Genomic DNA, 20,135 nt, shown 5'->3' with positions numbered 1-20,135 from the left:
GCGTTTTCAGGCGATGCGCAGCGACGGTTGCTGCTCGCTGCGGCGAATTGCCACCGGAATCGACTTCGAGGTCGGGGTGCCGGTACCGTCGCCGAAGCTTGCCAGCGGCACCAGCGGGTTGGTTTCAGGGTAGTAGGCCGCCAGATTGCCACGCGGGATGTCGTAACTCACCAGCTTGAATCCATCTACCTTACGCACCACGCCGTCGTTCCACAGGGTTTCTATCTCTACCCGTTCGCCATCCTGCAGGCCCAGCGCCGCCAGATCTTCCGGATGGATGAACAGCACTTCGCGCTGACCGTAAACGCCGCGGTAGCGGTCATCCAGACCATAGATGGTGGTGTTGTACTGATCGTGCGAGCGCAGCGTCTGCAGGGTAAACGGCGCTTGCTCGCCGCCCAGCTGCGGGAACAGGGTAGTCGGCAGCGCGGCGTCGCTGAATTCCGCCTTGCCGCTCGGCGTGGCGAAACGCAGTTCGGCGGCGGCATTGCCCAGGTAGAAACCGCCGGGCTGCTCGCAGCGCCGGTTGAAATCCTCGAAGCCGGGAATGGTGGCGGCGATGTGATCGCGGATCAGCGAGTAGTCATCGGCCAGTTCCAGCCAGTCCAGCTGCTGCGTACCCAGCACGGCGTCGGCGATGCCGCAGACGATCGCCGTCTCCGAACGTTGAGTATCCGCCAGCGGTTTGCCGATGCCTTCCGAGGCGTGCACCATGCTGAACGAATCCTCGACCGTGATGTACTGTGAGCCGCTGGCCTGCATGTCCAGTTCGGTGCGGCCGAGCGTCGGCAGGATCAACGCGTCTTTGCCGGTCACCAGGTGGCTGCGGTTAAGTTTGGTGCTGATGTGCACCGTCAAATCGCAGTTGCGCAGGGCGCGGGCGGTGCGCTCGGTGTCCGGCGCCGCGGCGGCCAGATTGCCGCCCAGCGCGATCAGCACTTTCACTTCGCCGCGCAGCATCGCTTCGATCGCTTCCACCGTGTTGTGGCCCAGCGCGCGATTGGCGGTGAAGTTAAAGTGGCGTTCCAGGCTGTCGAGCAGCGCCTTCGGCGACTTCTCATCGATCCCCATGGTGCGGTTGCCCTGGACGTTGCTGTGGCCGCGTACCGGGCACAGACCGGCGCCCGGTTTGCCCAGTTGCCCGAACAGCAGCTGCAGGTTGGTGATTTCACGCACCGTCGCAATAGAGTGCTTATGCTGAGTCACGCCCATCGCCCAGGTGCAGATCACCCGTTCAGCACCCTGGTAGGTGGCCGCCGCCTGGCGCAATTGCGTTTCGCTCAGGCCCGATTGCGCGGTGATGGTCTGCCACTCGGTGGCGTCCACCTGCGCCAGATAAGCCTCTACGCCGACGCTGTGCCGTTCGATAAACGCCAGGTCAAACAGGGCGGGTTCACCGGCGGCCAGCCGCTGGCGGTGGGTTTCCAGCAGGGCTTTCACCATGCCGCGCACCGCCGCCATATCGCCACCCAGATTCGGCTGGTAATAGGAAGAGCTGATCGGCGAGGATTTTGGCGTCAGCATCTGCACCGGATCCTGCGGATCGGCGAACCTTTCCAGCCCACGTTCGCGCAGGGTGTTAAAGCTGACGATGCGCGCGCCGCGTCGGGCGGCGTTTTTCAGGCTGTGCAGCATGCGCGGGTGGTTGGTGCCGGGGTTTTGACCGAACACGAAGATGGCATCGGCCTTTTCGAAGTCATCGATGCGGATGGTGCCTTTGCCGACGCCGATGCTCTGCTTCAGCCCAACGCCGCTCGCCTCGTGGCACATATTGGAACAGTCGGGGAAGTTGCTGGTGCCGAGCATGCGGCCAAACAGCTGATAAAGGTACGACGCTTCGTTGCTGGCGCGGCCCGAGGTATACAGCTCGATCTGGTTCGGGTTGTCCATGCCGTTGATGTGTTTGGCGATCAGCGCCAGCGCGTCCGGCCAATGGATAGGCTCATAGTGGTCGGTTTCGGCGTTGTAGCGCATCGGATGGGTGAGGCGCCCCTGATACTCGAGGAAATAGTCGCTCTGCTGCTGCAGGGTGCTGACGCTGTGGGCGGCGAAGAACTCAGGCTCCACGGCGCTGCGCGTCGCTTCCCAACTGACCGCTTTGGCGCCGTTTTCGCAAAAGCTGAAGGTGCTGTGGTTGTCGTCGCCCCAGGCGCAACCGGGGCAGTCGAAGCCGCGCGCCTTGTTGACGCGCATCAGGTTGCGCATGTTTTTTAGCGTTTGTTTACTGTCGAGGACAAAGCGGGTGGTGGCTTCAAGCGAACCCCAGCCGCCCGCCGGGCCGGTATAAGGCTTGATTGACGGTTTGAATTTCATGGTGACACTTCGCAGGTGGTTGTAGCTAAAAAGTAAACGCTTTTTTATGCGTCTTGCGTATTTATGTCACAAGTTTAGGGGGGCGGCAGGCAGGCGTCTAATCGAATGGGGCAATGGCGGCATAGAGCATATCTATCGCAGGCGGACGCTGACCTAAACAAATGGTTGCATAAAGACACCCGCTGCAAAAGAGTAATGGTTTCGCCTGAAAGTGAATTAATGCAGTCTATCTCGCGGATTATATTGGCATTTTATTTAGCCTGCGGGCCTGAGGAACACAGAGTGAAGCGTTCAGTATCAGTGGTGATCGGCGGTATCTTACTGCCTTTAGCGGCGCAGGCGGCGGAAACGGCGTCCCATTTTCCCACCATGACCCCACCGGCGATAGACGCCGCCTCTTACGTATTGATGGATTACACTACCGGCCAGGTGCTGGCTGCCGGCAATGCCGACGAGCGCCGCAATCCGGCCAGCCTGACCAAACTCATGACCGGGTTGGTGATCGATCATGCGCTCGATGAGCATAAGATTGGCCTCGATGATGTTGTTACGGTGGGTAAGGACGCCTGGGCGCAGGGCAACCCGGTGTTCAAAGGCTCCTCGCTGATGTTCCTGAAGCCTGGTGACAGGGGCACGGTACGCGATCTCAGCCGCGGCATCATCATCGATTCCGGCAACGACGCCTGCGTGGCGATGGCGGACTATGTGGCGGGCAGCCAGGCCAACTTCGTCAAGCTGATGAATGAGAAGAGCGCCCAGCTGGGATTGCAGAACACCCATTTTGAGACGGTGCACGGGCTGGATGCGCCAGGGCAGTTCACCACCGCCGGCGATCTGGCGGTGATTGCGCGCGCCATCATCATGAGCGAGCCGGCGGAATACCATATGTACAGTGAGAAATCGCTGACCTGGAACGGCATCACGCAGCAGAACCGCAACGGCCTGCTGTGGGATAAGACCCTGCACGTCGACGGCCTGAAAACCGGACACACCGCCTCGGCCGGCTACAACATCATCGCCTCCGCCACCGAAGGAGATCGCCGCCTGATCGCCGTGGTGATGGGCGGCAAAAGTTCCAAAGGCCGCGAGGAACAGGCGCGTAAGCTGCTGAGTTGGGGGCTGCGCGACTTTAGCACGGTACACCTGTTCAGCGCCGGCCAGAGCCTGGGGGAAGAGCCGGTCTGGTACGGCGAAAGCCACCGCTTGCCGGTCGGCAGCGCGCAGGACCAGTCGCTCAGCCTGCCGAAAAGCGAGGCGGACAAACTGAAGGCGCAGTACGTGATCAATGCCGCGCGGCTGGAAGCTCCGGTCAACAAAGGACAAACCGTTGGCGAGATCCGCATCAGCGATAATGGCCAGGTGGTGAAAACCCTGCCGCTGGTGGCGCTGCAGGCGGTGCAGCAGGGCGGCGTGTTCTCACGCCTGATGGATTACATGAAGTTGAAGCTCTGACTCACCGGGCGAGCGACGACGCCCGGTGGTATACTGAGCGCGAATGCCGATCATTGAGCCGCGCTATGGATATTAAACAACTGATTTATTTGTGTAATTTGGAACGGGAACGCCACTTCGGTCGGGCGGCGGAGGCCAGCTTCGTCAGCCAGCCGACGCTGTCCATGCGATTGAAAAACCTGGAAAAAGAGCTGGGCGTTTCGCTGATTAACCGCGGCAACCATTTCGGCGGTTTTACCGCCGAAGGCGAGCGGGTGCTGGCGTGGGCGCGTGAGATCGTCTCGGTTTACCAAGGGCTGAAGCTGGAGGTGGAGTCGCTCAAGCACGGTTTGCACGGTACGTTGCGCCTTGGCGTGGTGCCGCAGTGCAGCATCTCGGTGGCGGAAATGCTCAAGGCGGTGAGCGAGCGTTATCCGCATCTTGATTACCGGCTGGCGGTGCTGAGCGCCGATCAACTGCTGGAGGCGTTGACGGCGCATACCGTCGACATCGGCATCGGCTTTTTCGAGCTGTCGACGCTGAAGGAACTGCATTTTCAATCACAACCGCTGGTGGAAACCGGCGTTGAGCTGGTATTTCATCCGCAACACTTCCCTAAGCTGGTGGGCGACACACCGTTGCCGCTGGAGGCGGTGGCCGCCTTGCCGCTGTGCCTGGCCGAGCCGACGCGGTATTTCCGCCGCTATCTCGATCAGCATTTCCGCGACGCCGGGTTGACGCTGCACACGCGGCTGGAGACTGCCTCGATCTTCCAGCTGCTCGAGGGCATTTTCGTCGGCTTGGGCTGCGGGTTGTTCCCGCGCGGCCAGCTGCAATCGCCGCTGATGCCGGAACTGCAGCGGCGGCCGGTGGCCATCGCCGCCATGCCGCGCCATGCGGCGGTGGTGGTTGATATGGCGGAGCGCGCCACGCCGTTGGCGCAAAAATTCTTCGATGCCGCCAGCGAGTGGTTGCGGCGGCAAAATATCTGAAGGAAGAATGTATTGCGGCCAGTAATTAGCCGCGTAGTGGTATTCAGTCGATAGCGCTGAAAGATTCCGCATCGCCCAACGTTTGGCGCAGGCGATTTTCCCAGGCGTAGAGCGCGGCGGTGAGGATCACTTCCAGCGCCTGCGCCTGATTCAGGCCGCTGTTGAACAACGGCTGCACGCTCTGCGGGGTGAACTTCTCCGGTGCGCGAGTCAGCTCGGCGGCAGTGCGCATCACCGCGAGTTTTACCGAGTCTTCGGTATACGCCAGTCCCTGAGGCAGCCCGGCGAACAGCGCCTGAACCAATCCCTCATCCTGCAATTCTTGCGCGACGGTGGCCGCGCAGTAATGGCTGCCGTTGATGCGCGAGACCGCCAGCGTCGCCAGCGCCTTCAGGCGGCTCGATAACCCATATCCTTCGGCATTGATGCCGTTGAACACCCCGTTACGCTCGCGCAGTGCGGCGGCATCGTGCGCCAACAGCAGATAATAAGATTCGGCGCGCGCCTGCGGGTGGCTCTGATCCAGCACGTCAAGCTGTTCGGCGGCGGCGGCTTCCGTGTCGATTGGCGGCAGACGCGCGGTCCAGCTTAACTCTTCGGCACTGAACGCGACGCCATCGGCGTCTTCGACGTTAGGGAAGCCGGGCACCACCACCGCCGGCCGGCCGGCCAACGCCGCGACGCCCGCGACCACGCGCGCCTGATAGCTGACAAAACCGATGATTTGCGAAAAGGTGACGATATCCGCCGGGCTCAGCCCGACGTCGGCGAGCTGTTGCAGCGCTTTGCGGCAAATCAACGTGGGCTGGCTGGCAAGCTGGCGGGCATATTGGGTGATCTGAGCGAGGCGGATATTGCTTTCCCGGGAGGCGTCCGGGCTGTGCAGCGGGGCGAGGCGAGCGGCGTAGTGGCTACAAAGCGATTGCACGCCCGTCACCTGAGCGACGGTCAACGCGGTGCTGAGGCGATCGTAGGGTGACAATGTCACGTATCGTGACAGCGGCACCTGATCGGGAAACAGCGCGTGGTAGCCGGCCAACGAGGCGCTGAACACGGCGCCGCGAGCGCTGAGCGCATTGTTTAAGGCTTCATCGGCGAAGGCGCCCAGCCCCAGCAGAAAGCGATCGCGAAGGGTGGCCGCCTGCGGTTCCAGCGGCGCATCGCCCCGCACGCTGCTTTGGGTTTCGTGATACCACTGGGCATTATGTTGTCGACGGAGTCGTTCCATAGGGTCAATCCTTAATCATGATCAACAGCCGCCGCTGCGCGCGGCAGCGTCGGCTGGACAAAGAGGCAACATGCCCGCAGGCGGGGCGAAAGGCGGTTTTAGCGCAGCTCATCACAGCAGAGGGCGTGGCCGTAAACAGAAAAACCGGCTGCCAGCGTGAGCAGTAGCTGCGTAAGGCGGCGATGGCGAAGGCTGTTCATCAGTGCGATATCCTGTCGTATGAGAAGTGCAACGTAGGGGATATCCTCACCGATCGCCCTGGCGAGATAAAATAATGTTACGGACTAATCAATAACTGAAAGGAATAAAATATAAGGATATATAACAAGAATGTAATTTGCATGTGCGCTTTCTCGCTAAGCGGCAGGCGCGCAAGGTGATAAAAACCCGCCGCAGCGGGTTTGTAGGTGAAGGCGTGACTCAGAAACGGCCGCCGTCGCGCCGCCAGGCATCGGCGGTCAGCGCCTCGCCGAAGTGGCTGGCGATAAGGCGCTTGGTCAATTCGTGCAGCGGCGCCGCCAACACCTCCGCGGTGCTGCCGCGTTCGACGATTTCCCCTTCGTGCATCACCAGCACCTGGTCGCTGATATGCTTCATCATGCCGAGGTGCTGGGTGACGTAGATATAGGAAATGCCGTGTTTTTCCTGCAGCTCCAGCATCAGGTTGATGATTTGCGAGCGCATCGACATGTCCAGCGAGGCCAGCGCCTCATCGGCGACGATCACCTTCGGTTGCAGGATCAGCGCACGGGCCAGCGCGACGCGCTGTTTTTGCCCGGAGGCCAGCATATGCGGATAGTAGTAGGCGTGATCCGGCAGCATGCCGACCTGGCGCAGCGTCTGGTTGATACGCTGCTCGCGCTCGGCAGGCTCAAGATCGGTGTTCAGCCGCAGCGGCGCGTCCAGCAGCTGGCCGATGCGCTGGCGCGGGTTGAGCGAGGTGCTCGGATCCTGAAAAATCATGCGAATGCGCTGGCTGCGATAGCGATAATCGCCGAATTCCAGCGGATGATCGTCGATCAACAGTTCGCCGGCGGTCGGTTCTACCATGCCGGAGAGCATCTTCGCCAGCGTGGATTTGCCGGAGCCGTTCTCGCCGATTACCGCCAGCGTCTGGCCTTCGCGCAGGGTAAAGCTGACCGATTTCACCGCCTCGACGTGCTGGCGGCGGAACAGCCCGGTGCGATAGCGGTAGGTTTTGCTCAGGTTGCGCACTTCCAACAGCGTTTCCATGTTATTGCTCCTCCATGTTCAGCGGGAAGTGGCAGGCGAAGAAGTGGTTCTTGACCGGGCGCAGGCGCGGCGTTTCGATGCACTTCTTCTGTGCGTAAGGGCAGCGCGGCCCCAGGCGGCAGCCGATCGGCAGGTGTTCCAGCGAAGGAATGGCGCCCGGAAGCGTATTCAACCGGCTTTTGTGCGGCAACGAGCGGCCGAAGTCCGGCATGGCGCGGATCAACGCCTGGGTGTAAGGGTGGTGCGGCGCCGCCAGCAGTTCTTCGCACTGGGCGCTTTCCACCGTTTGCCCGCAGTACAAGACGTTCACCCGGTCGGCCCACTTGCTCATCATCTGCAGGTCGTGACTGATCAGCAGAATGGTGGTGTTGTTGTTCTGGTTGAGACGCGCCAACAGGCGAAAAATCTGCGCCTGCGTGGTCGGTTCCATGGCGTTGGTCGGCTCATCGGCGATCAGCAGGCGCGGTTGGTTGGCCAGCGCGATGGCGATCATCACTTTCTGGCACTCGCCTTCCGTCAGCTCGTAGGGGAAGCTGCCCATGATGTCGTCATGATCCTTGATACCGACGCGGTGCAGCAATTCGATGGCGCGGCGTTTGCGCCAGTTGAAGCGCTGCCACCAGTGGCCCTTGTAGGTCCAGCCTGGGATGGCCTGCGCCAGCTGGCGGCCGATGCTCTCGGAAGGGTCGAGACAGGACTGCGGCTCCTGGAAGATCATTGAGACGTTGTGGCCCACCAGCTTGCGCCGCTCGCGCGGGCTTAGCTGCAGCAGATCGATGTCGTCGAAGCGGAAACGATCGGCGGTGACGCGCCAGTTGTCTTTGGTCACGCCGCAGATGGCTTTGGCGATCAGACTCTTGCCGGAGCCCGATTCGCCCACCAGGCCGCGCACCTCGCCCTCGGTCAGCGTCATGCTGACGCGATCGACCGCCTTGACCGGCCCTTCGGCGGTCATAAATTCAATCGTCAGATTGCGGATATCGAGTAACGGCATTATTCCACCCCGGCATTGATTGCGCGGCGCATACCGTCGCCCAACAGGTTAACCAGCAGCACGCTGACGAGGATGGCCGCGCCGGGCAGCATCACCGTCCAGGGCGCGACGTACACCAGCTCGAGCGAATCGCCGAGCATCGCTCCCCATTCCGGCGAAGGCAACTGCGCGCCGAGATCGAGGAAGCCGAGCGCGGCGATATCCAAAATGGCCATCGACAGCGCGCGGGTGAACTCGGTCACCAGCACCGCCGCGATGTTCGGCATGACCGCGTACCACAGGATCTGCAGCGTGGAAGCGCCGTCAAGCCGGGCCGCCACCACGTACTCTTTCTCCAGTTCGTCGTGCACCGCGCTGTAGATGGTGCGCACCATGCGTGGCAACAAGGCGAGCCACACCGCCAGCATGGCGTGTTCAAGTTTGGGGCCGATAAACGCCACCACCACGATCGCCAGCAGCAGCGACGGAATCGACAGCAGGGTATCGAGGATATGGTTGAGCACCGCCGAGCGCAGCCCGTGGGTTACGCCGGCGAACACGCCGAGGATCACGCCGCAGAACGCCGCGGCCAGCGTCACCGCCAGCGCGGAACCGAAGGTGGCGGCGGTGCCGGTCAACAGGCGGCTGAGGATGTCGCGCCCGAGATCGTCGGTGCCGAGGAAGAACGACACGTTGCCGTAGCGCGACCAGGACGGCGGCAGCAGTTGATAGCCGAGGAACTGCTGATCCAGCGCGTAGGGCGCCAGCAGGCTGCCGAACAGCGACAGCAGCAGCAGGGCGATCACGCCGTAAAAACCGATCATCGCCAGCGCGTCGCCGTAGAAAATCCGCCAGGTGTAGCGCAGCGGGCTCGGCATCTTTTTCTCGCGGTATACGTTATCGAAGGGCATACCATTCCTTATGTTTCAGCGGGTTGGTTGCCGCACCCAGAATGTCGGCCAGAACGTTAATGGTGATCACCAGCGTGCCGACCACCATCACGCCGGCGGAGATCGCCGCATAGTCCTGTTGGCGAATGGCGTTGATCAGCCACCGGCCGAGGCCCGGCCAGCTGAACACCACTTCGGTGATCATCGCCAGCGTAAGCATGGTGGAGAACTGCAGCCCCAGTTTGGGCACGATCGGCGGCAGCGCGTTGTGCAACACGTGGCGACGAATGATGGTGAAGCGCGACAGGCCGCGGGTGGCGGCGGCCTTGATGTAGTTTTGGCTCAGCACGTCGTCGGTGCTGATGCGCATCAGCCGCACCACTTCGGTGGTGGGCGCCACCGCCAGCGCGGCGATCGGCAGGATCATGTGGCGCAGCGCGCTGCCGATCATCTCGGCGCGATACGGCGAGTCCGACAGCCAGGCGTCGATCAGCGCGAAACCGGTGATGGGTTTCACCTGATACAGCAGATCGAAACGGCCGGAAACAGGCAGCCAGCCGAGATGCAGCGAGAAGAACAGCATCAGCAGCAGCGCCAGCCAGAACACCGGCATCGAAAAGCCCAGCAGCGCGAAGGTGCTGATGGCGGTGTCCTGCCACTTGCCGCGCAGCACGCCGGCGATGATGCCCAGCGGAATGCCGATGAACAGCGCCAGGGCGAAGGCCAGCAGGCACAGTTCCATGGTGGCCGGGAACACTTCGCGCAGCTGTTCGCTGATCGCCTGGCCGTTGATGCTGGAGACGCCGAAGTCCCAGTGCAGCAGGCTGACGAAGTAGAACTGATAGGCGTCCAGCAGGGCGGCGCCGTTCAGCGGCGCGCGCGGCGTGAAATAGCTCAGGCTGAAGCTGACCAGCGTCAGGAAGAACAGCGTGATCAGCAGCAGCAGAATGCGGCGCAGGGTAAAGATAATCACTTTTTCACCTCCGGCGCGGATTCACGGTACACCCCGGCGAACGAGGCGTTGCCGAACGGGCTCAGCACCAATCCCTTGATGTCGTAACGATAGGCCTGCAGGCGCAAGGAAGACGCCAGCGGCAGCACCGGCAGTTGCTGCTCGAGGATTTTCTGCGCCTTGCGGTAGTTGTCGATGCGCTGAGACAGCTGCTGCGACAGCAGCGCGTTCTGCAGCACTTCGTCAAAGCCCGGATCACACCAGTGAGCATAGTTGGTTTGCGAACGGATTGCCGCGCAGCTCAGCAGCGGCCGGAAGAAGCTGTCCGGATCGTTGCTGTCGGTGGCCCAGCCGGTCAGGGTCAGATCGTGGTTCATCTCCATCAGGCGCGCTTCCTGGAAGCGGCCCTCCACCGGCACGATGGTGACGTTGATGCCCACCTGGCCGAGATCGGCCTGGATCAGTTCGGCGGTTTTCAGCGGGCTCGGGTTGTAAGACTGCGAGGCGGTCGGCACCCACAGCTTCAGGTTCAGCTGGCTGACGCCGGCCTGCCGCAGCATCTCGCGAGATTTGGCCGGATCGTACTCGGTGACGTGCGCGTCGTTGTCATAGGCCCAGGAGGCGCGCGGCAGGATCGAGGCGGCGGTTTCCGCCGTGCCGTAATAGATCGACTGCATCAACCGCTGGTTGTTGATCGCCAGCGAGATCGCCTGGCGCACATTGAGGTTGTCGAGCGGCGGTTTGCGGGTGTTGAACGCCAGATAGGCGATGTTCATCCCCGGGCGCAGCGTCAGGCGCAGGCGCGGATCGTCGCGCAGAATCGACAGCTGGCTGGCCGCCGGATAGGCCAGCACGTCGCACTCGCCGGTCAGCAGCTTGGAGAGGCGGCCGGTGCCGCCGGCGCCCAGGTCGATCACCACCTGCGGCATGCGCGGCAGGCCTTTCCAGTAGGCGGCGTTGCGCGCCAGGCGAATATATTGCCCCGAGCGGTATTCGTTGAGCAGGAACGGGCCGCTGCCGACCGGCTCGCGATCGATCAGCTCCTGATGGCCTTCGCGCGTCAGCGTGTCGGCGTATTCGGCGGACAACACCGGCGCGTAGTGGGTGGCCAGGTGCCACAGGAACGAGGCGTCCGGCGACTGCAGGCGAATCTCCACCGTGTAGTCGTCGAGCTTTCTCACGCTCTGCACCGAATCACCGAACTGCAGGCTGTCGAAATAGGGGTATTCGCCGCCGTTCACGTCGTGATACGGGTGTTTCTGATCGAATACGCGCGCAAAGCTGAACACCACGTCGTCGGCGTTCATCTTGCGGGTGGGCGTGAACCAGGCGGTGGTCTGGAACGGCACGTCCTTGCGCAAATGGAAGCGGTAGGTGGCGCCGTTATCCAGCACTTCCCAGCTTTGCGCCAGCTCGGGGATCAGGCGATAGGTGTAGGGATCGACGTCCAGCAGGCGATCGTACAGCTGGGCGGCCAGGGTATCCACCGTCAGGCCGCTGCTGGCCATTTGCGGGTTGAAGGTATTCAGTATGCCGCTGACGCAATAAACAAAGCCGCTTTGGCGAATGTCCGGTAGCGGCGCCGCGGTGGGCGCGGGCGGTGTTGTCGCGGCCAGGGCAGAGCCCGTCAGGCACAACGACAGTATCCAAAAGGGTAAACCACGCATAGAGGCTCATGGGTTAATCAGCAATAGCGTTAGTGTATCGCACTCTGACCAGCAGCCCAATCCATTGAGCAAAATCGCTGAGTTTTCTGCGACTTGATTAATCAGCCCGTTCAGCGGCAAGAAAAAAGTTTTTCATGTTATGTTATAATATAACAAAATCATGTTACCGTTCCCCGGCAAAGTCACCATAACGCAAGGGGATGTATGAACGAAGTTGCACTTCCACCACGCCGTTCGCTGCCGGATGCTCAGGCATGGCGCGGCGAAATGAGTGATGTCGGGCTCGATTGGGTCGGGATGCAAGGGATCGCGCTGCCGCTGGAGCTGGCCGGCAAGCCATTGATGGCGAAGGTCGACGCCGGTATCAACCTGCGCGCCGAAGCGGCGGGCGAGCGCGGCATTCACATGTCGCGGCTGTATCTGGCGCTGGACGAGTTGACGCAGGGCGAGCTGACGCCGCAGCGCATCGGCCGAACGTTGCAGGCCTTTTTGGCTTCGCAGCCGGAACACAGCGATCGCGCCAGCCTGACGCTCAGCGGCGAGCTGTTGCTGTCACGCCCGGCGCTGCTGTCGCCGCAGCGCGGCTGGAAAGCCTATCCGCTGCGCATCGAGGCCACCCTGACGGACACGCTGACGCTGGTGCTGACCGTCGGCGTGCCTTATTCCTCCACCTGCCCGAGTTCGGCGGCGCTCAGCCGCCAGCTGGCGCAGCAACAGTTCCAGTTTGATTTTGAACAGGAGGCGGAGCGGGTCAGCCAGCGGCAGGTGAGCGAGTGGCTGTTGGAGCAGGGAATGCCGGCCACGCCCCACAGCCAGCGCAGCTGGGCCTGGATCACCGTAACGCCCGAGAATGAACGGGCGTTTGAGCCGGTGAAACTGATTGACCGCATCGAACATGCGCTGGGCACGCCGGTGCAAACGCTGGTGAAACGCCGCGACGAGCAGGCCTTCGCGCTGGCTAACGGTCAGAACCTGATGTTCTGCGAGGATGCGGCGCGGCGCCTGTATCGCATGCTGCGCAGCCAGTGCGACTACCGCGCCTTCTCGCTGCGCGTCGAACATCAGGAGAGCCTGCATGCCCACAATGCGGTGGCGGAGCTGAGCTGGCGGGGAGAACACCATGCTGCGTAAAAATCCCAGCGGCCATCTGCCGCAGGTCTCGCCGCTGGCCTACATCGATCCCACCGCCATTATTTGCGGCCGGGTGATCGTTGAAGATTTCGTTTACGTCGGCCCGTATGCGGTGATCCGCGCCGACGAGTTGAACGCCGCCGGCGACATGGAGCCGATCGTCATCGGCTCGCACTCCAATATTCAGGACGGCGTGGTGATCCACTCCAAGAGCGGGGCGGCGGTCACCATCGGCCGTTACAGTTCGATCGCCCACCGCGCCATCGTACACGGCCCGTGTCGCATCGGCGATCGGGTGTTTATCGGTTTCAACAGCGTGCTGTTCAACTGCCACGTTCAGTCCGGCTGCGTGGTGCGCTACAACGCGGTGGTGGACGGCGTGACGCTGCCGGAAAACCGCTATATCCCCTCGACCGAACGCGTGGGCACCGACAGCGATCTGTCGCGCTATCGCCAGGTCGATCGCGGCGCGCTGCAGTTTTCGGAAGAAGTGGCCGCCACCAACGTCGAACTGGTGCGCGGTTACCAGGCATTACGCAATGAATTTTAATGAGGTCCCCATGAAACAACTTCCCGTGACCGTGCTTTCCGGCTTTCTCGGCGCCGGCAAGACCACGGTGCTGAACCATATCCTGAACAACCGGCAGGGCATGCGCGTGGCGGTGATTGTCAACGACATGAGCGAAGTGAACATTGACGCCGCGCTGGTGGAGAATGAAGTGCATCTCGATCGCCAGGAAGAGAAGCTGGTGGAGATGAGCAACGGGTGCATCTGCTGCACGCTGCGCGAAGACCTGCTGGTATCGGTGCGCGAACTGGCGCAGGACGGGCGTTTCGATTACCTGTTGATCGAATCGAGTGGCATCTCGGAGCCGCTGCCGGTGGCGGAAACCTTTACCTTTGAGGATGAAACGGGCGAAAGCCTGTCCCAATTCGCCCGGCTGGATACGCTGGTGACGGTGGTCGACGGGGTGAATTTCATTCAGCAATACCAGCAGGCGCAAAGCCTGCAGGAGGCCGGCCAAAGCCTGGGTGAGGACGATCTGCGCAGCGTGGCGGACCTGTTGATTGAGCAAATTGAATTTTGCGACGTGATCCTGGTCAGCAAGACCGATCTGTTGACGACAACGCAGCAGGGCGAAGTGATGGCGCTGCTGGCCAGCCTGAATCCCGACGCCCGCATTGTGCCGATCGCGCCGGGCAAACTGCCGCTGGAGGCGGTGCTGAATACCGGCAGCTTCAGCTTTGAAAAGGCGCAGCAGGCGCCCGGCTGGCTGAAAGAGCTGCGCGGCGAACACGTGCCGGAAACGGAAAGCTACGGCATCAGCAGCTTTGTCTATCAGGCGCGGCGGCCGTTTGCGCCGGACAAGTTCTACCGCGTGATCAACGGCGATTGGGGCGGCGGCAAGCTGCTGCGCTCGAAAGGCTTCTTCTGGCTGGCGACGCGGCCGCGGCAGGCCGGGCAGTGGAGCCAGGCTGGCGGCATCGCCCATTACGGCCTGGCGGGCACCTTTTGGCGCGCGATCCCGCAAGATAATTGGCCGCAGGATCCGCAAACGCGGGCGCATATTCAGGAGAAATGGGTGGAGCCGTTCGGCGACATGCGCCAGGAGCTGGTATTTATCGGCCAGCACTTGCAACAGGCGGCGATCGTGCGTCTGCTGGACGACTGCCTGCTGAACGACGACGAAATGGCCGCCGGCGTGGACTATTGGCTGGACATGGCGGACCCGTTCCCTGAGTGGTAATTGCGCAATCTTCGTGTGGTAATGAGAAAAATTCTCAACAAAGTGCTTTACAGACGATACTGATAACTATTATCATCTCCTGGCAGTTCACGGAAGGCCACAGTTTGCGGCTCTGATGTGGAAGGCACGACATTGCTCACATTGCTTCCAGTGTTTTTTAAGCCAGCTCGGGTGCTGGCTTTTTTTTTGCCCGCTATTCCTCGTCCGTTTCGCCGTTTTGCAGCAGCGCATGCTTTTTCAGCATGCCGCGTAGCTGATGGTAGGTGAGCCCCAGCAACTGCGCCGCCTTGCGCTGGTTGAATCGCCCTTGCTGCAGCGCCGCCTCGATCAGCGCCTTCTCTTGCTCCAACTGCCAGTTTTTCAGCTCGAGCGGCAGCGACGGCAACACGCCGGCGCCTTCAGGGGCGGGCGCAAGCGGCGTGGCCTCGCGTGGTGCAAACGGGTTGATGACGATCTCATCCAGCGGGTTGTCGCTGTCGCCGTGACGATAGACCGAACGTTCCACCACGTTTTTCAGTTCGCGCACGTTGCCTGGCCAGCCGTAGTTGAGCAACGTCTGCCTGGCGCGTTCGGTAAAGCCGGGAAACAGCGGCAGCCCCAGCTCGCGGCACATTTGAATGGCGAAGTGCTCGGCCAGCAGCATGATATCGGGCCGGCGTTGCCGCAGCGGCGGCAACTGCACCACGTCGAACGCCAGCCGGTCCAGCAGGTCGGCACGGAACTTGCCCGTCGCCGCCAGCGTCGGCAGATCGTCGTTGGTGGCGCACACCAGGCGCACATCCACCCGCAGCGGCTGGCTGCCGCCCACGCGTTCCAACTGGCCGTATTCGATCACCCGCAGCAATTTCTCCTGCACCAGCATCGGCGCGGTCGCCAGCTCATCGAGGAACAGCGTGCCGCCGTCGGCGCGCTCGAAGCGGCCCAGATGACGTTTCTGCGCGCCGGTAAAGGCGCCGGCCTCGTGGCCGAACAGCTCGGAGTCCAGCAGGTTTTCATTCAGCGCCGCACAGTTGAGCGAGATGAACGGCCCTTGCCAACGGTTGGAGAGGTAGTGCAGACGGTGGGCGATCAGCTCTTTGCCGGTGCCGCGTTCGCCGATCACCAGCACCGGTTTGTTCAGCTTTGCCACCTGGGAGACTTGCTCCAATACTTCGACAAAGGCGTTTGCTTCGCCCAATAAATTTTCTGGCTGTTCGTTCATGATGAAATTCGCCAATGTTTGGTGAAAATAATCACTCTACAGCAAGCGCGCAGAGAGTCAAAAATAAAGAGTTGTTGTTTTTCAATGGTATAAAAGTTGGCACGGGTTTTGATTATCTCTTTGGGCAAGCTGTACGACTTAACGCGGCGCTTCAGACGCCATCAGAACCAAGAGGAAGTGAATTATGGGTATTTTTTCTCGTTTTGCCGACATCGTGAACGCCAACATCAACACCCTGCTGGACAAGGCGGAAGATCCGCAGAAGCTGGTGCGGTTGATGATCCAAGAGATGGAAGACACGCTGGTTGAAGTCCGTTCTACGTCGGCGCGCGCGCTGGCGGAGAAAAAGCAGTTGCTGCGTCGCATCGAGCAGGGCGAAAGCCAGGTCAGCGACTGGCAGGAAAAAGCCGAACTGGCGCTGCGCAAAGATAAAGAAGACTTGGCCCGCGCGGCGCTGATCGAAAAACAAAAGGTTGCCGACCTGATCGCCACGCTGACGCAGGAAGTGGCGACCGTAGAAGAAACGCTGGCGCGCATGAAGAGCGAAATCGGCGAGCTGGAAAACAAGCTGACCGAAACCCGCGCGCGGCAGCAGGCGCTGGCGCTGCGTCATCAGGCCGCGTCTTCTTCCCGTGAAGTACGTCGCCAGCTCGACAGCGGCAAGCTGGACGAGGCGATGGCGCGTTTCGAACAGTTCGAACGCCGCATCGACCACATGGAAGCCGAAGCGGAAAGCATCAGCATCGGTAAAAAGAAGTCGCTGGACCAGGAGTTTGCCGAGCTGAAAGCCGACGACGCCATCAGTGAGCAGCTGGCGGCGCTGAAAGCCAAGATGAACCGCTCAGAGTAAGGCGAACCGCGGCCACACACCGGAGGTGGCCGCCAATCCAGGACCCGATAAGAAGGAATAACAATGAGTGCTTTATTACTTGCCATTCCGCTGACAATTTTCGTGCTGTTTGTCGCGCCGATTTGGCTTTGGCTGCATTACAGCAATCGGCAACAGACTGGCATCCAGCTGAGTCAGCAAGAAATGCAGCGCCTGGCGCAGCTGGCGGAAGACGCCAAACGCATGCGTGAACGCATTCAGGCGCTGGAAGAGATCCTCGATGCGGAACACCCGAACTGGAGACAGTCCTGATGAGTAATACGCTGGGCAGTAAAAAGCTTTATCGCGTACCCGAAGAAGGCATGGTGAAAGGCGTCTGCGCCGGTTTGGCCCACTATTTCGACGTGCCGGTGCGCCTGATCCGCGTGATGGTGGTGCTGTCGCTGTTCTTTGGGCTGTTCTTCTTCACGCTGGTGGCCTATATCGCGCTGGTGTTCGTGTTGGATGAGGCGCCGGCCAGCCGCTTCGAAGGCGAGCATCAGAAGACGCCGCGCCAGCTGCTCGATCAGCTGGAATATGAGCTGGGCAGCGGCGAGCAGCAGCTGCGTCAGGTCGAGCGTTACGTGACGTCCGACACCTTCGGCGTACAGAGCCGTTTCCGCAAGCTGTAACCCTTCTTGCGATACCCGGCCTGCGCAGGCCGGGTATCTTCGCCGCCGTTATCCCGTGAATGTAACCTTAATCGTCTTGTACCGGAGGGCATTGTCATGAATAAAATCGATGTCGCGAACACCGCCAGAACGGGTGGATTTAAACGAGGAGCGGCGGCAATGTTGAAGACATTGGCTAAAGTCATCATCATAGCGTTATTGAACTATGGCCCGGCGGGCGCTGCCGGCTGGCTGTTGAAGACCGTCGGCCGCAAACCGGTGCGCTTCGTGCTGGCGCTGGTGCTGGAACCGCTGTTCCGTAAAGGCCTGAACAAGGCTTTCGGGCGTTACGTCAAGGAGAGCAATGAAACGACTGCAAAATGAGTTAACCTCGCTGGTCAACCGCGGAATGGATCGCCATCTGCGCCTGGCGGTGACCGGCCTGAGCCGCAGCGGCAAAACCGCCTTTATCACCGCCTTCGTTAACCAACTGCTGCATGTGCACAGCGGCGCGCGCATGCCGTTGTTTTCACCGGTGCGCGAAGAGCGCCTGCTGGGCGTCAAACGCATCCCGCAGCGCGATCTCGGCATCCAGCGTTTCACCTATGACGAAGGGCTGGCGCAGCTGTACGGCACGCCGCCGGCCTGGCCGACGCCGACGCGCGGCGTCAGCGAAATTCGTCTGGCGTTGCGCTACCGCTCCAACGACTCGCTGCTGCGCCATTTCAAAGACACTTCCACGCTGTACCTGGAGATCGTCGATTATCCTGGCGAATGGTTGCTGGATCTGCCGATGCTCGAACAGGATTACCTGGCCTGGTCGCGCCAGATGACCGGGCTGCTGCAGGGCGAACGCGCCGAATGGGCCAAGCCCTGGCTTGACCTGTGTAAAACCTGCGATCCGCTGGCGCCGGCCGACGAAAACCGGCTGGCGGCGATCGCCCAGGCCTACACCGATTATCTGTTGCGTTGCAAAAGTGAAGGGCTGCACTTCATTCAGCCGGGGCGTTTCGTGCTGCCGGGCGACATGGCCGGCGCGCCGGCGCTGCAGTTTTTCCCGTGGCCTGACGTGGCCGCGATCGGCGAGTCGAAGCTGGCGCAGGCCGACAAACACACCAACATCGGCATGTTGCGCGCTCGCTTCAATTACTACTGCCAGTCGATCGTCAAGAACTTCTACAAAGAGCATTTCGTCCGTTTCGATCGGCAAATCGTGCTGGTCGACTGCCTGCAGCCGCTCAACAGCGGCCCGCAGGCGTTCAACGACATGCGTCTGGCGTTGACCCAACTGATGCAGAGCTTCCATTACGGCAAGCGCACGCTGTTTCGCCGCTTGTTCTCGCCGACCATCGACAAACTGATGTTCGCCGCCACCAAAGCGGACCATATCACCGCCGATCAGCACGCCAATCTGGTGTCCTTGCTGCAACAGCTGGTGCAAGAGGCGTGGCAGAATGCGGCGTTCGAAGGCATCAGCATGGATTGCGTCGGCCTGGCCTCGGTGCAGGCGACCGAGAGCGGCATCGTCGATCATCAGGGGCAGCGTATCCCGGCGCTGAAGGGCAACCGCCTCAGCGACGGCGCGCCGCTGACGGTGTTCCCTGGCGAAGTGCCCGCCCGCCTGCCGGGGCCGGCGTTCTGGCAGAGCCAGGGATTCCACTTCGATGAATTTCGCCCGCGCGCCATGAGCGTGGACAGCCCGTTGCCGCATATCCGTCTGGATGCGGTGATGGAATTTTTACTGGGAGACAAATTGCGATGAGCGAGCCGATCAAACCGCGTATCGATTTTGACGAGCCGTTGCAGCCGCCGCAGGAACCGGCGTTGCGCGCCGGCGTCGCTTTCGACGCCGAGCAGGCGGAGAGCTTCTTTCCGGCGGCGCCGGAGCTGCAGCAGGAAGAGGAGGAAGGGCGCGCCGAAGGCATCATTAACGCCGCGCTGAAACCTAAACGCAGCCTGTGGCGCAAAATGGTGACCGCCGGGCTGGCGCTGTTCGGCGTCAGCGTGGTGGCGCAGGGCGTGCAGTGGGTGCATACCGCCTGGGTGCAGCAGGACTGGATCGCCATGGGCGGCGGCGTGGCCGGCGGCCTGATCGTGTTTGCCGGCGTCGGTTCGGTGGTCACTGAGTGGCGGCGTTTGTATCGGCTGCGCCAGCGCGCGGAAGAGCGCGACGTGGCGCGCGAGCTGTTGCACAGCCACGGGCTGGGGCAAGGGCGCGAATTCTGCGAGAAGCTGGCGCGCCAGGCCGGGCTGGATCAGGGGCATCCGGCGCTGCAGCGCTGGCAGGCCTCGCTGCATGAAACGCAAAACGATCGTGAAGTGGTGGAGCTGTACGCCAAACTGGTGCAGCCGGTGCTCGACAATCAGGCGCGGCGCGAAATCAGCCGCTCCGCCGCCGAATCGACGCTGATGATTGCCGTCAGCCCGTTGGCGCTGGTGGATATGGCGTTTATCGCCTGGCGCAACATCCGTTTGATTAACCGCATCGCCGCGCTGTACGGCATCGAACTGGGTTACTTCAGCCGCATTCGTCTGTTCCGGCTGGTGCTGCTCAATATCGCCTTCGCCGGCGCTTCCGAGCTGGTGCGCGAAGTGGGCATGGACTGGATGTCGCAGGATCTGGCGGCGCGGCTGTCGGCGCGCGCGGCGCAGGGCATTGGCGCCGGGCTGTTGACCGCGCGGCTGGGCATCAAGGCGATGGAACTGTGCCGCCCGCTGCCGTGGCTGGAAGGGGAAAAACCGAAGCTTGGCGATTTCCGCAGCCAGCTGATCGGCCAGTTGAAAGATACGCTGAAAAAGGGCGACGGCAAGGCCAAATAACCCCACGACGGCGCTCTCAGGAGCGCCGTTTTCTGAGCGGTGCCGACGCCGGACGTAATCGAGACTTGACGACAGTC

At 61.7% G+C, this 20,135-nt stretch carries 19 protein-coding genes; 11 read left to right on the top strand and 8 right to left on the bottom strand.

Translation table 11 applies throughout. The annotated features are described in order from the left end of the window. Window positions 1-6 precede the first annotated feature (6 nt). The gene (locus GT753_RS08990) at window positions 7-2,313 is read right to left on the bottom strand and encodes an FdhF/YdeP family oxidoreductase (RefSeq protein ID WP_160125535.1); all 2,307 of its coding nucleotides are present in this window, start codon (window positions 2,311-2,313) and stop codon (window positions 7-9) included. A 282-nt stretch (window positions 2,314-2,595) separates the two neighbouring features. Between GT753_RS08990 and dacD the strand changes: the two genes are divergently transcribed. Both dacD and GT753_RS08980 read left to right on the top strand, forming a co-directional pair. Continuing rightward, complete coding sequence (gene dacD / locus GT753_RS08985; protein WP_160125534.1) at window positions 2,596-3,765, top strand: serine-type D-Ala-D-Ala carboxypeptidase DacD; 1,170 nt, start codon at window positions 2,596-2,598, stop codon at window positions 3,763-3,765. 65 nt (window positions 3,766-3,830) lie between these two features. Then, complete coding sequence (locus GT753_RS08980; RefSeq protein WP_075684394.1) at window positions 3,831-4,736, top strand: LysR family transcriptional regulator; 906 nt, start codon at window positions 3,831-3,833, stop codon at window positions 4,734-4,736. Between the two features lie 43 nt (window positions 4,737-4,779). Here GT753_RS08980 and GT753_RS08975 read toward each other — a convergent pair whose 3' ends face one another. The 6 genes from GT753_RS08975 to sapA form a co-directional block, all read right to left on the bottom strand. Further along, window positions 4,780-5,964 (bottom strand): carboxymuconolactone decarboxylase family protein, encoded by a 1,185-nt coding sequence (locus GT753_RS08975; protein WP_160125533.1) that lies wholly within the window; start codon window positions 5,962-5,964, stop codon window positions 4,780-4,782. Window positions 5,965-6,384: 420 nt separating this feature from the next. After that, on the bottom strand, window positions 6,385-7,197 hold the full coding sequence (gene sapF / locus GT753_RS08970; protein ID WP_004930589.1) for a putrescine export ABC transporter ATP-binding protein SapF: 813 nt from the start codon (window positions 7,195-7,197) through the stop codon (window positions 6,385-6,387). Window position 7,198: 1 nt separating this feature from the next. After that, a complete protein-coding gene (gene sapD / locus GT753_RS08965; protein ID WP_016927551.1) occupies window positions 7,199-8,191 on the bottom strand; it encodes a putrescine export ABC transporter ATP-binding protein SapD in 993 nt (330 codons plus the stop codon). After that, window positions 8,191-9,081 carry a putrescine export ABC transporter permease SapC gene (gene sapC, locus GT753_RS08960; RefSeq protein WP_004930580.1) on the bottom strand — a complete coding sequence of 297 codons (891 nt, stop codon included), beginning with the start codon at window positions 9,079-9,081 and terminating at the stop codon, window positions 8,191-8,193. The genes sapD and sapC overlap by 1 nt, the downstream gene beginning before the upstream one ends. Further along, window positions 9,068-10,033, bottom strand: coding sequence for a putrescine export ABC transporter permease SapB (gene sapB / locus GT753_RS08955; protein ID WP_004930575.1), 966 nt, complete (start codon window positions 10,031-10,033; stop codon window positions 9,068-9,070). Before sapB ends, sapC begins: the two co-directional genes overlap by 14 nt. Further along, complete coding sequence (sapA, locus tag GT753_RS08950) at window positions 10,030-11,679, bottom strand: ABC transporter substrate-binding protein SapA (protein WP_015378016.1); 1,650 nt, start codon at window positions 11,677-11,679, stop codon at window positions 10,030-10,032. Before sapA ends, sapB begins: the two co-directional genes overlap by 4 nt. 204 nt (window positions 11,680-11,883) lie before the next feature. Between sapA and folE2 the strand changes: the two genes are divergently transcribed. From folE2 to zigA, 3 genes are read left to right on the top strand one after another with little or no spacing between them, the layout of a single operon-like run. Next, complete coding sequence (gene folE2 / locus GT753_RS08945) at window positions 11,884-12,810, top strand: GTP cyclohydrolase FolE2 (RefSeq protein ID WP_160125532.1); 927 nt, start codon at window positions 11,884-11,886, stop codon at window positions 12,808-12,810. Then, on the top strand, window positions 12,800-13,360 hold the full coding sequence (locus GT753_RS08940) for a carbonate dehydratase (RefSeq protein WP_160125531.1): 561 nt from the start codon (window positions 12,800-12,802) through the stop codon (window positions 13,358-13,360). Before folE2 ends, GT753_RS08940 begins: the two co-directional genes overlap by 11 nt. Window positions 13,361-13,370: 10 nt before the next feature. Further along, window positions 13,371-14,558, top strand: a complete 1,188-nt coding sequence (zigA, locus tag GT753_RS08935) for a zinc metallochaperone GTPase ZigA (RefSeq protein WP_160125530.1) — start codon at window positions 13,371-13,373, stop codon at window positions 14,556-14,558. Window positions 14,559-14,751: 193 nt separating this feature from the next. On the opposite strand, the gene pspF is transcribed toward zigA, so the two are convergent. Beyond that, window positions 14,752-15,759 carry a phage shock protein operon transcriptional activator gene (pspF, locus tag GT753_RS08930; RefSeq protein WP_118891990.1) on the bottom strand — a complete coding sequence of 336 codons (1,008 nt, stop codon included), beginning with the start codon at window positions 15,757-15,759 and terminating at the stop codon, window positions 14,752-14,754. Between the two features lie 184 nt (window positions 15,760-15,943). Between pspF and pspA the strand changes: the two genes are divergently transcribed. The 6 genes from pspA to GT753_RS08900 all read left to right on the top strand — a co-directional run bounded on the left by pspA (window position 15,944) and on the right by GT753_RS08900 (window position 20,058). Further along, window positions 15,944-16,609: a phage shock protein PspA gene (gene pspA / locus GT753_RS08925; protein WP_004930555.1), complete on the top strand. Its 666-nt coding sequence runs from the start codon at window positions 15,944-15,946 to the stop codon at window positions 16,607-16,609. Between the two features lie 63 nt (window positions 16,610-16,672). After that, complete coding sequence (pspB, locus tag GT753_RS08920; protein WP_004930553.1) at window positions 16,673-16,900, top strand: envelope stress response membrane protein PspB; 228 nt, start codon at window positions 16,673-16,675, stop codon at window positions 16,898-16,900. Further along, the gene (pspC, locus tag GT753_RS08915; RefSeq protein ID WP_015378011.1) at window positions 16,900-17,259 is read left to right on the top strand and encodes an envelope stress response membrane protein PspC; all 360 of its coding nucleotides are present in this window, start codon (window positions 16,900-16,902) and stop codon (window positions 17,257-17,259) included. The genes pspB and pspC overlap by 1 nt, the downstream gene beginning before the upstream one ends. Window positions 17,260-17,355: 96 nt before the next feature. After that, window positions 17,356-17,622, top strand: coding sequence for a phage shock protein PspD (gene pspD, locus GT753_RS08910; RefSeq protein ID WP_031299672.1), 267 nt, complete (start codon window positions 17,356-17,358; stop codon window positions 17,620-17,622). After that, on the top strand, window positions 17,603-19,000 hold the full coding sequence (locus tag GT753_RS08905; protein WP_075684398.1) for a YcjX family protein: 1,398 nt from the start codon (window positions 17,603-17,605) through the stop codon (window positions 18,998-19,000). The genes pspD and GT753_RS08905 overlap by 20 nt, the downstream gene beginning before the upstream one ends. Beyond that, entirely contained in the window at window positions 18,997-20,058 is a 1,062-nt protein-coding gene (locus GT753_RS08900; protein WP_015378009.1) for a YcjF family protein, read from the top strand. Before GT753_RS08905 ends, GT753_RS08900 begins: the two co-directional genes overlap by 4 nt. Window positions 20,059-20,135 lie beyond the last annotated feature (77 nt).

Origin of the sequence: Serratia sp. Z4, from assembly GCF_009900725.1 — a bacterium.
GTDB classification, from domain to species: Bacteria; Pseudomonadota; Gammaproteobacteria; order Enterobacterales; family Enterobacteriaceae; genus Serratia; species Serratia nematodiphila.
This window is presented reverse-complemented; position numbering and strand designations above follow the sequence as displayed.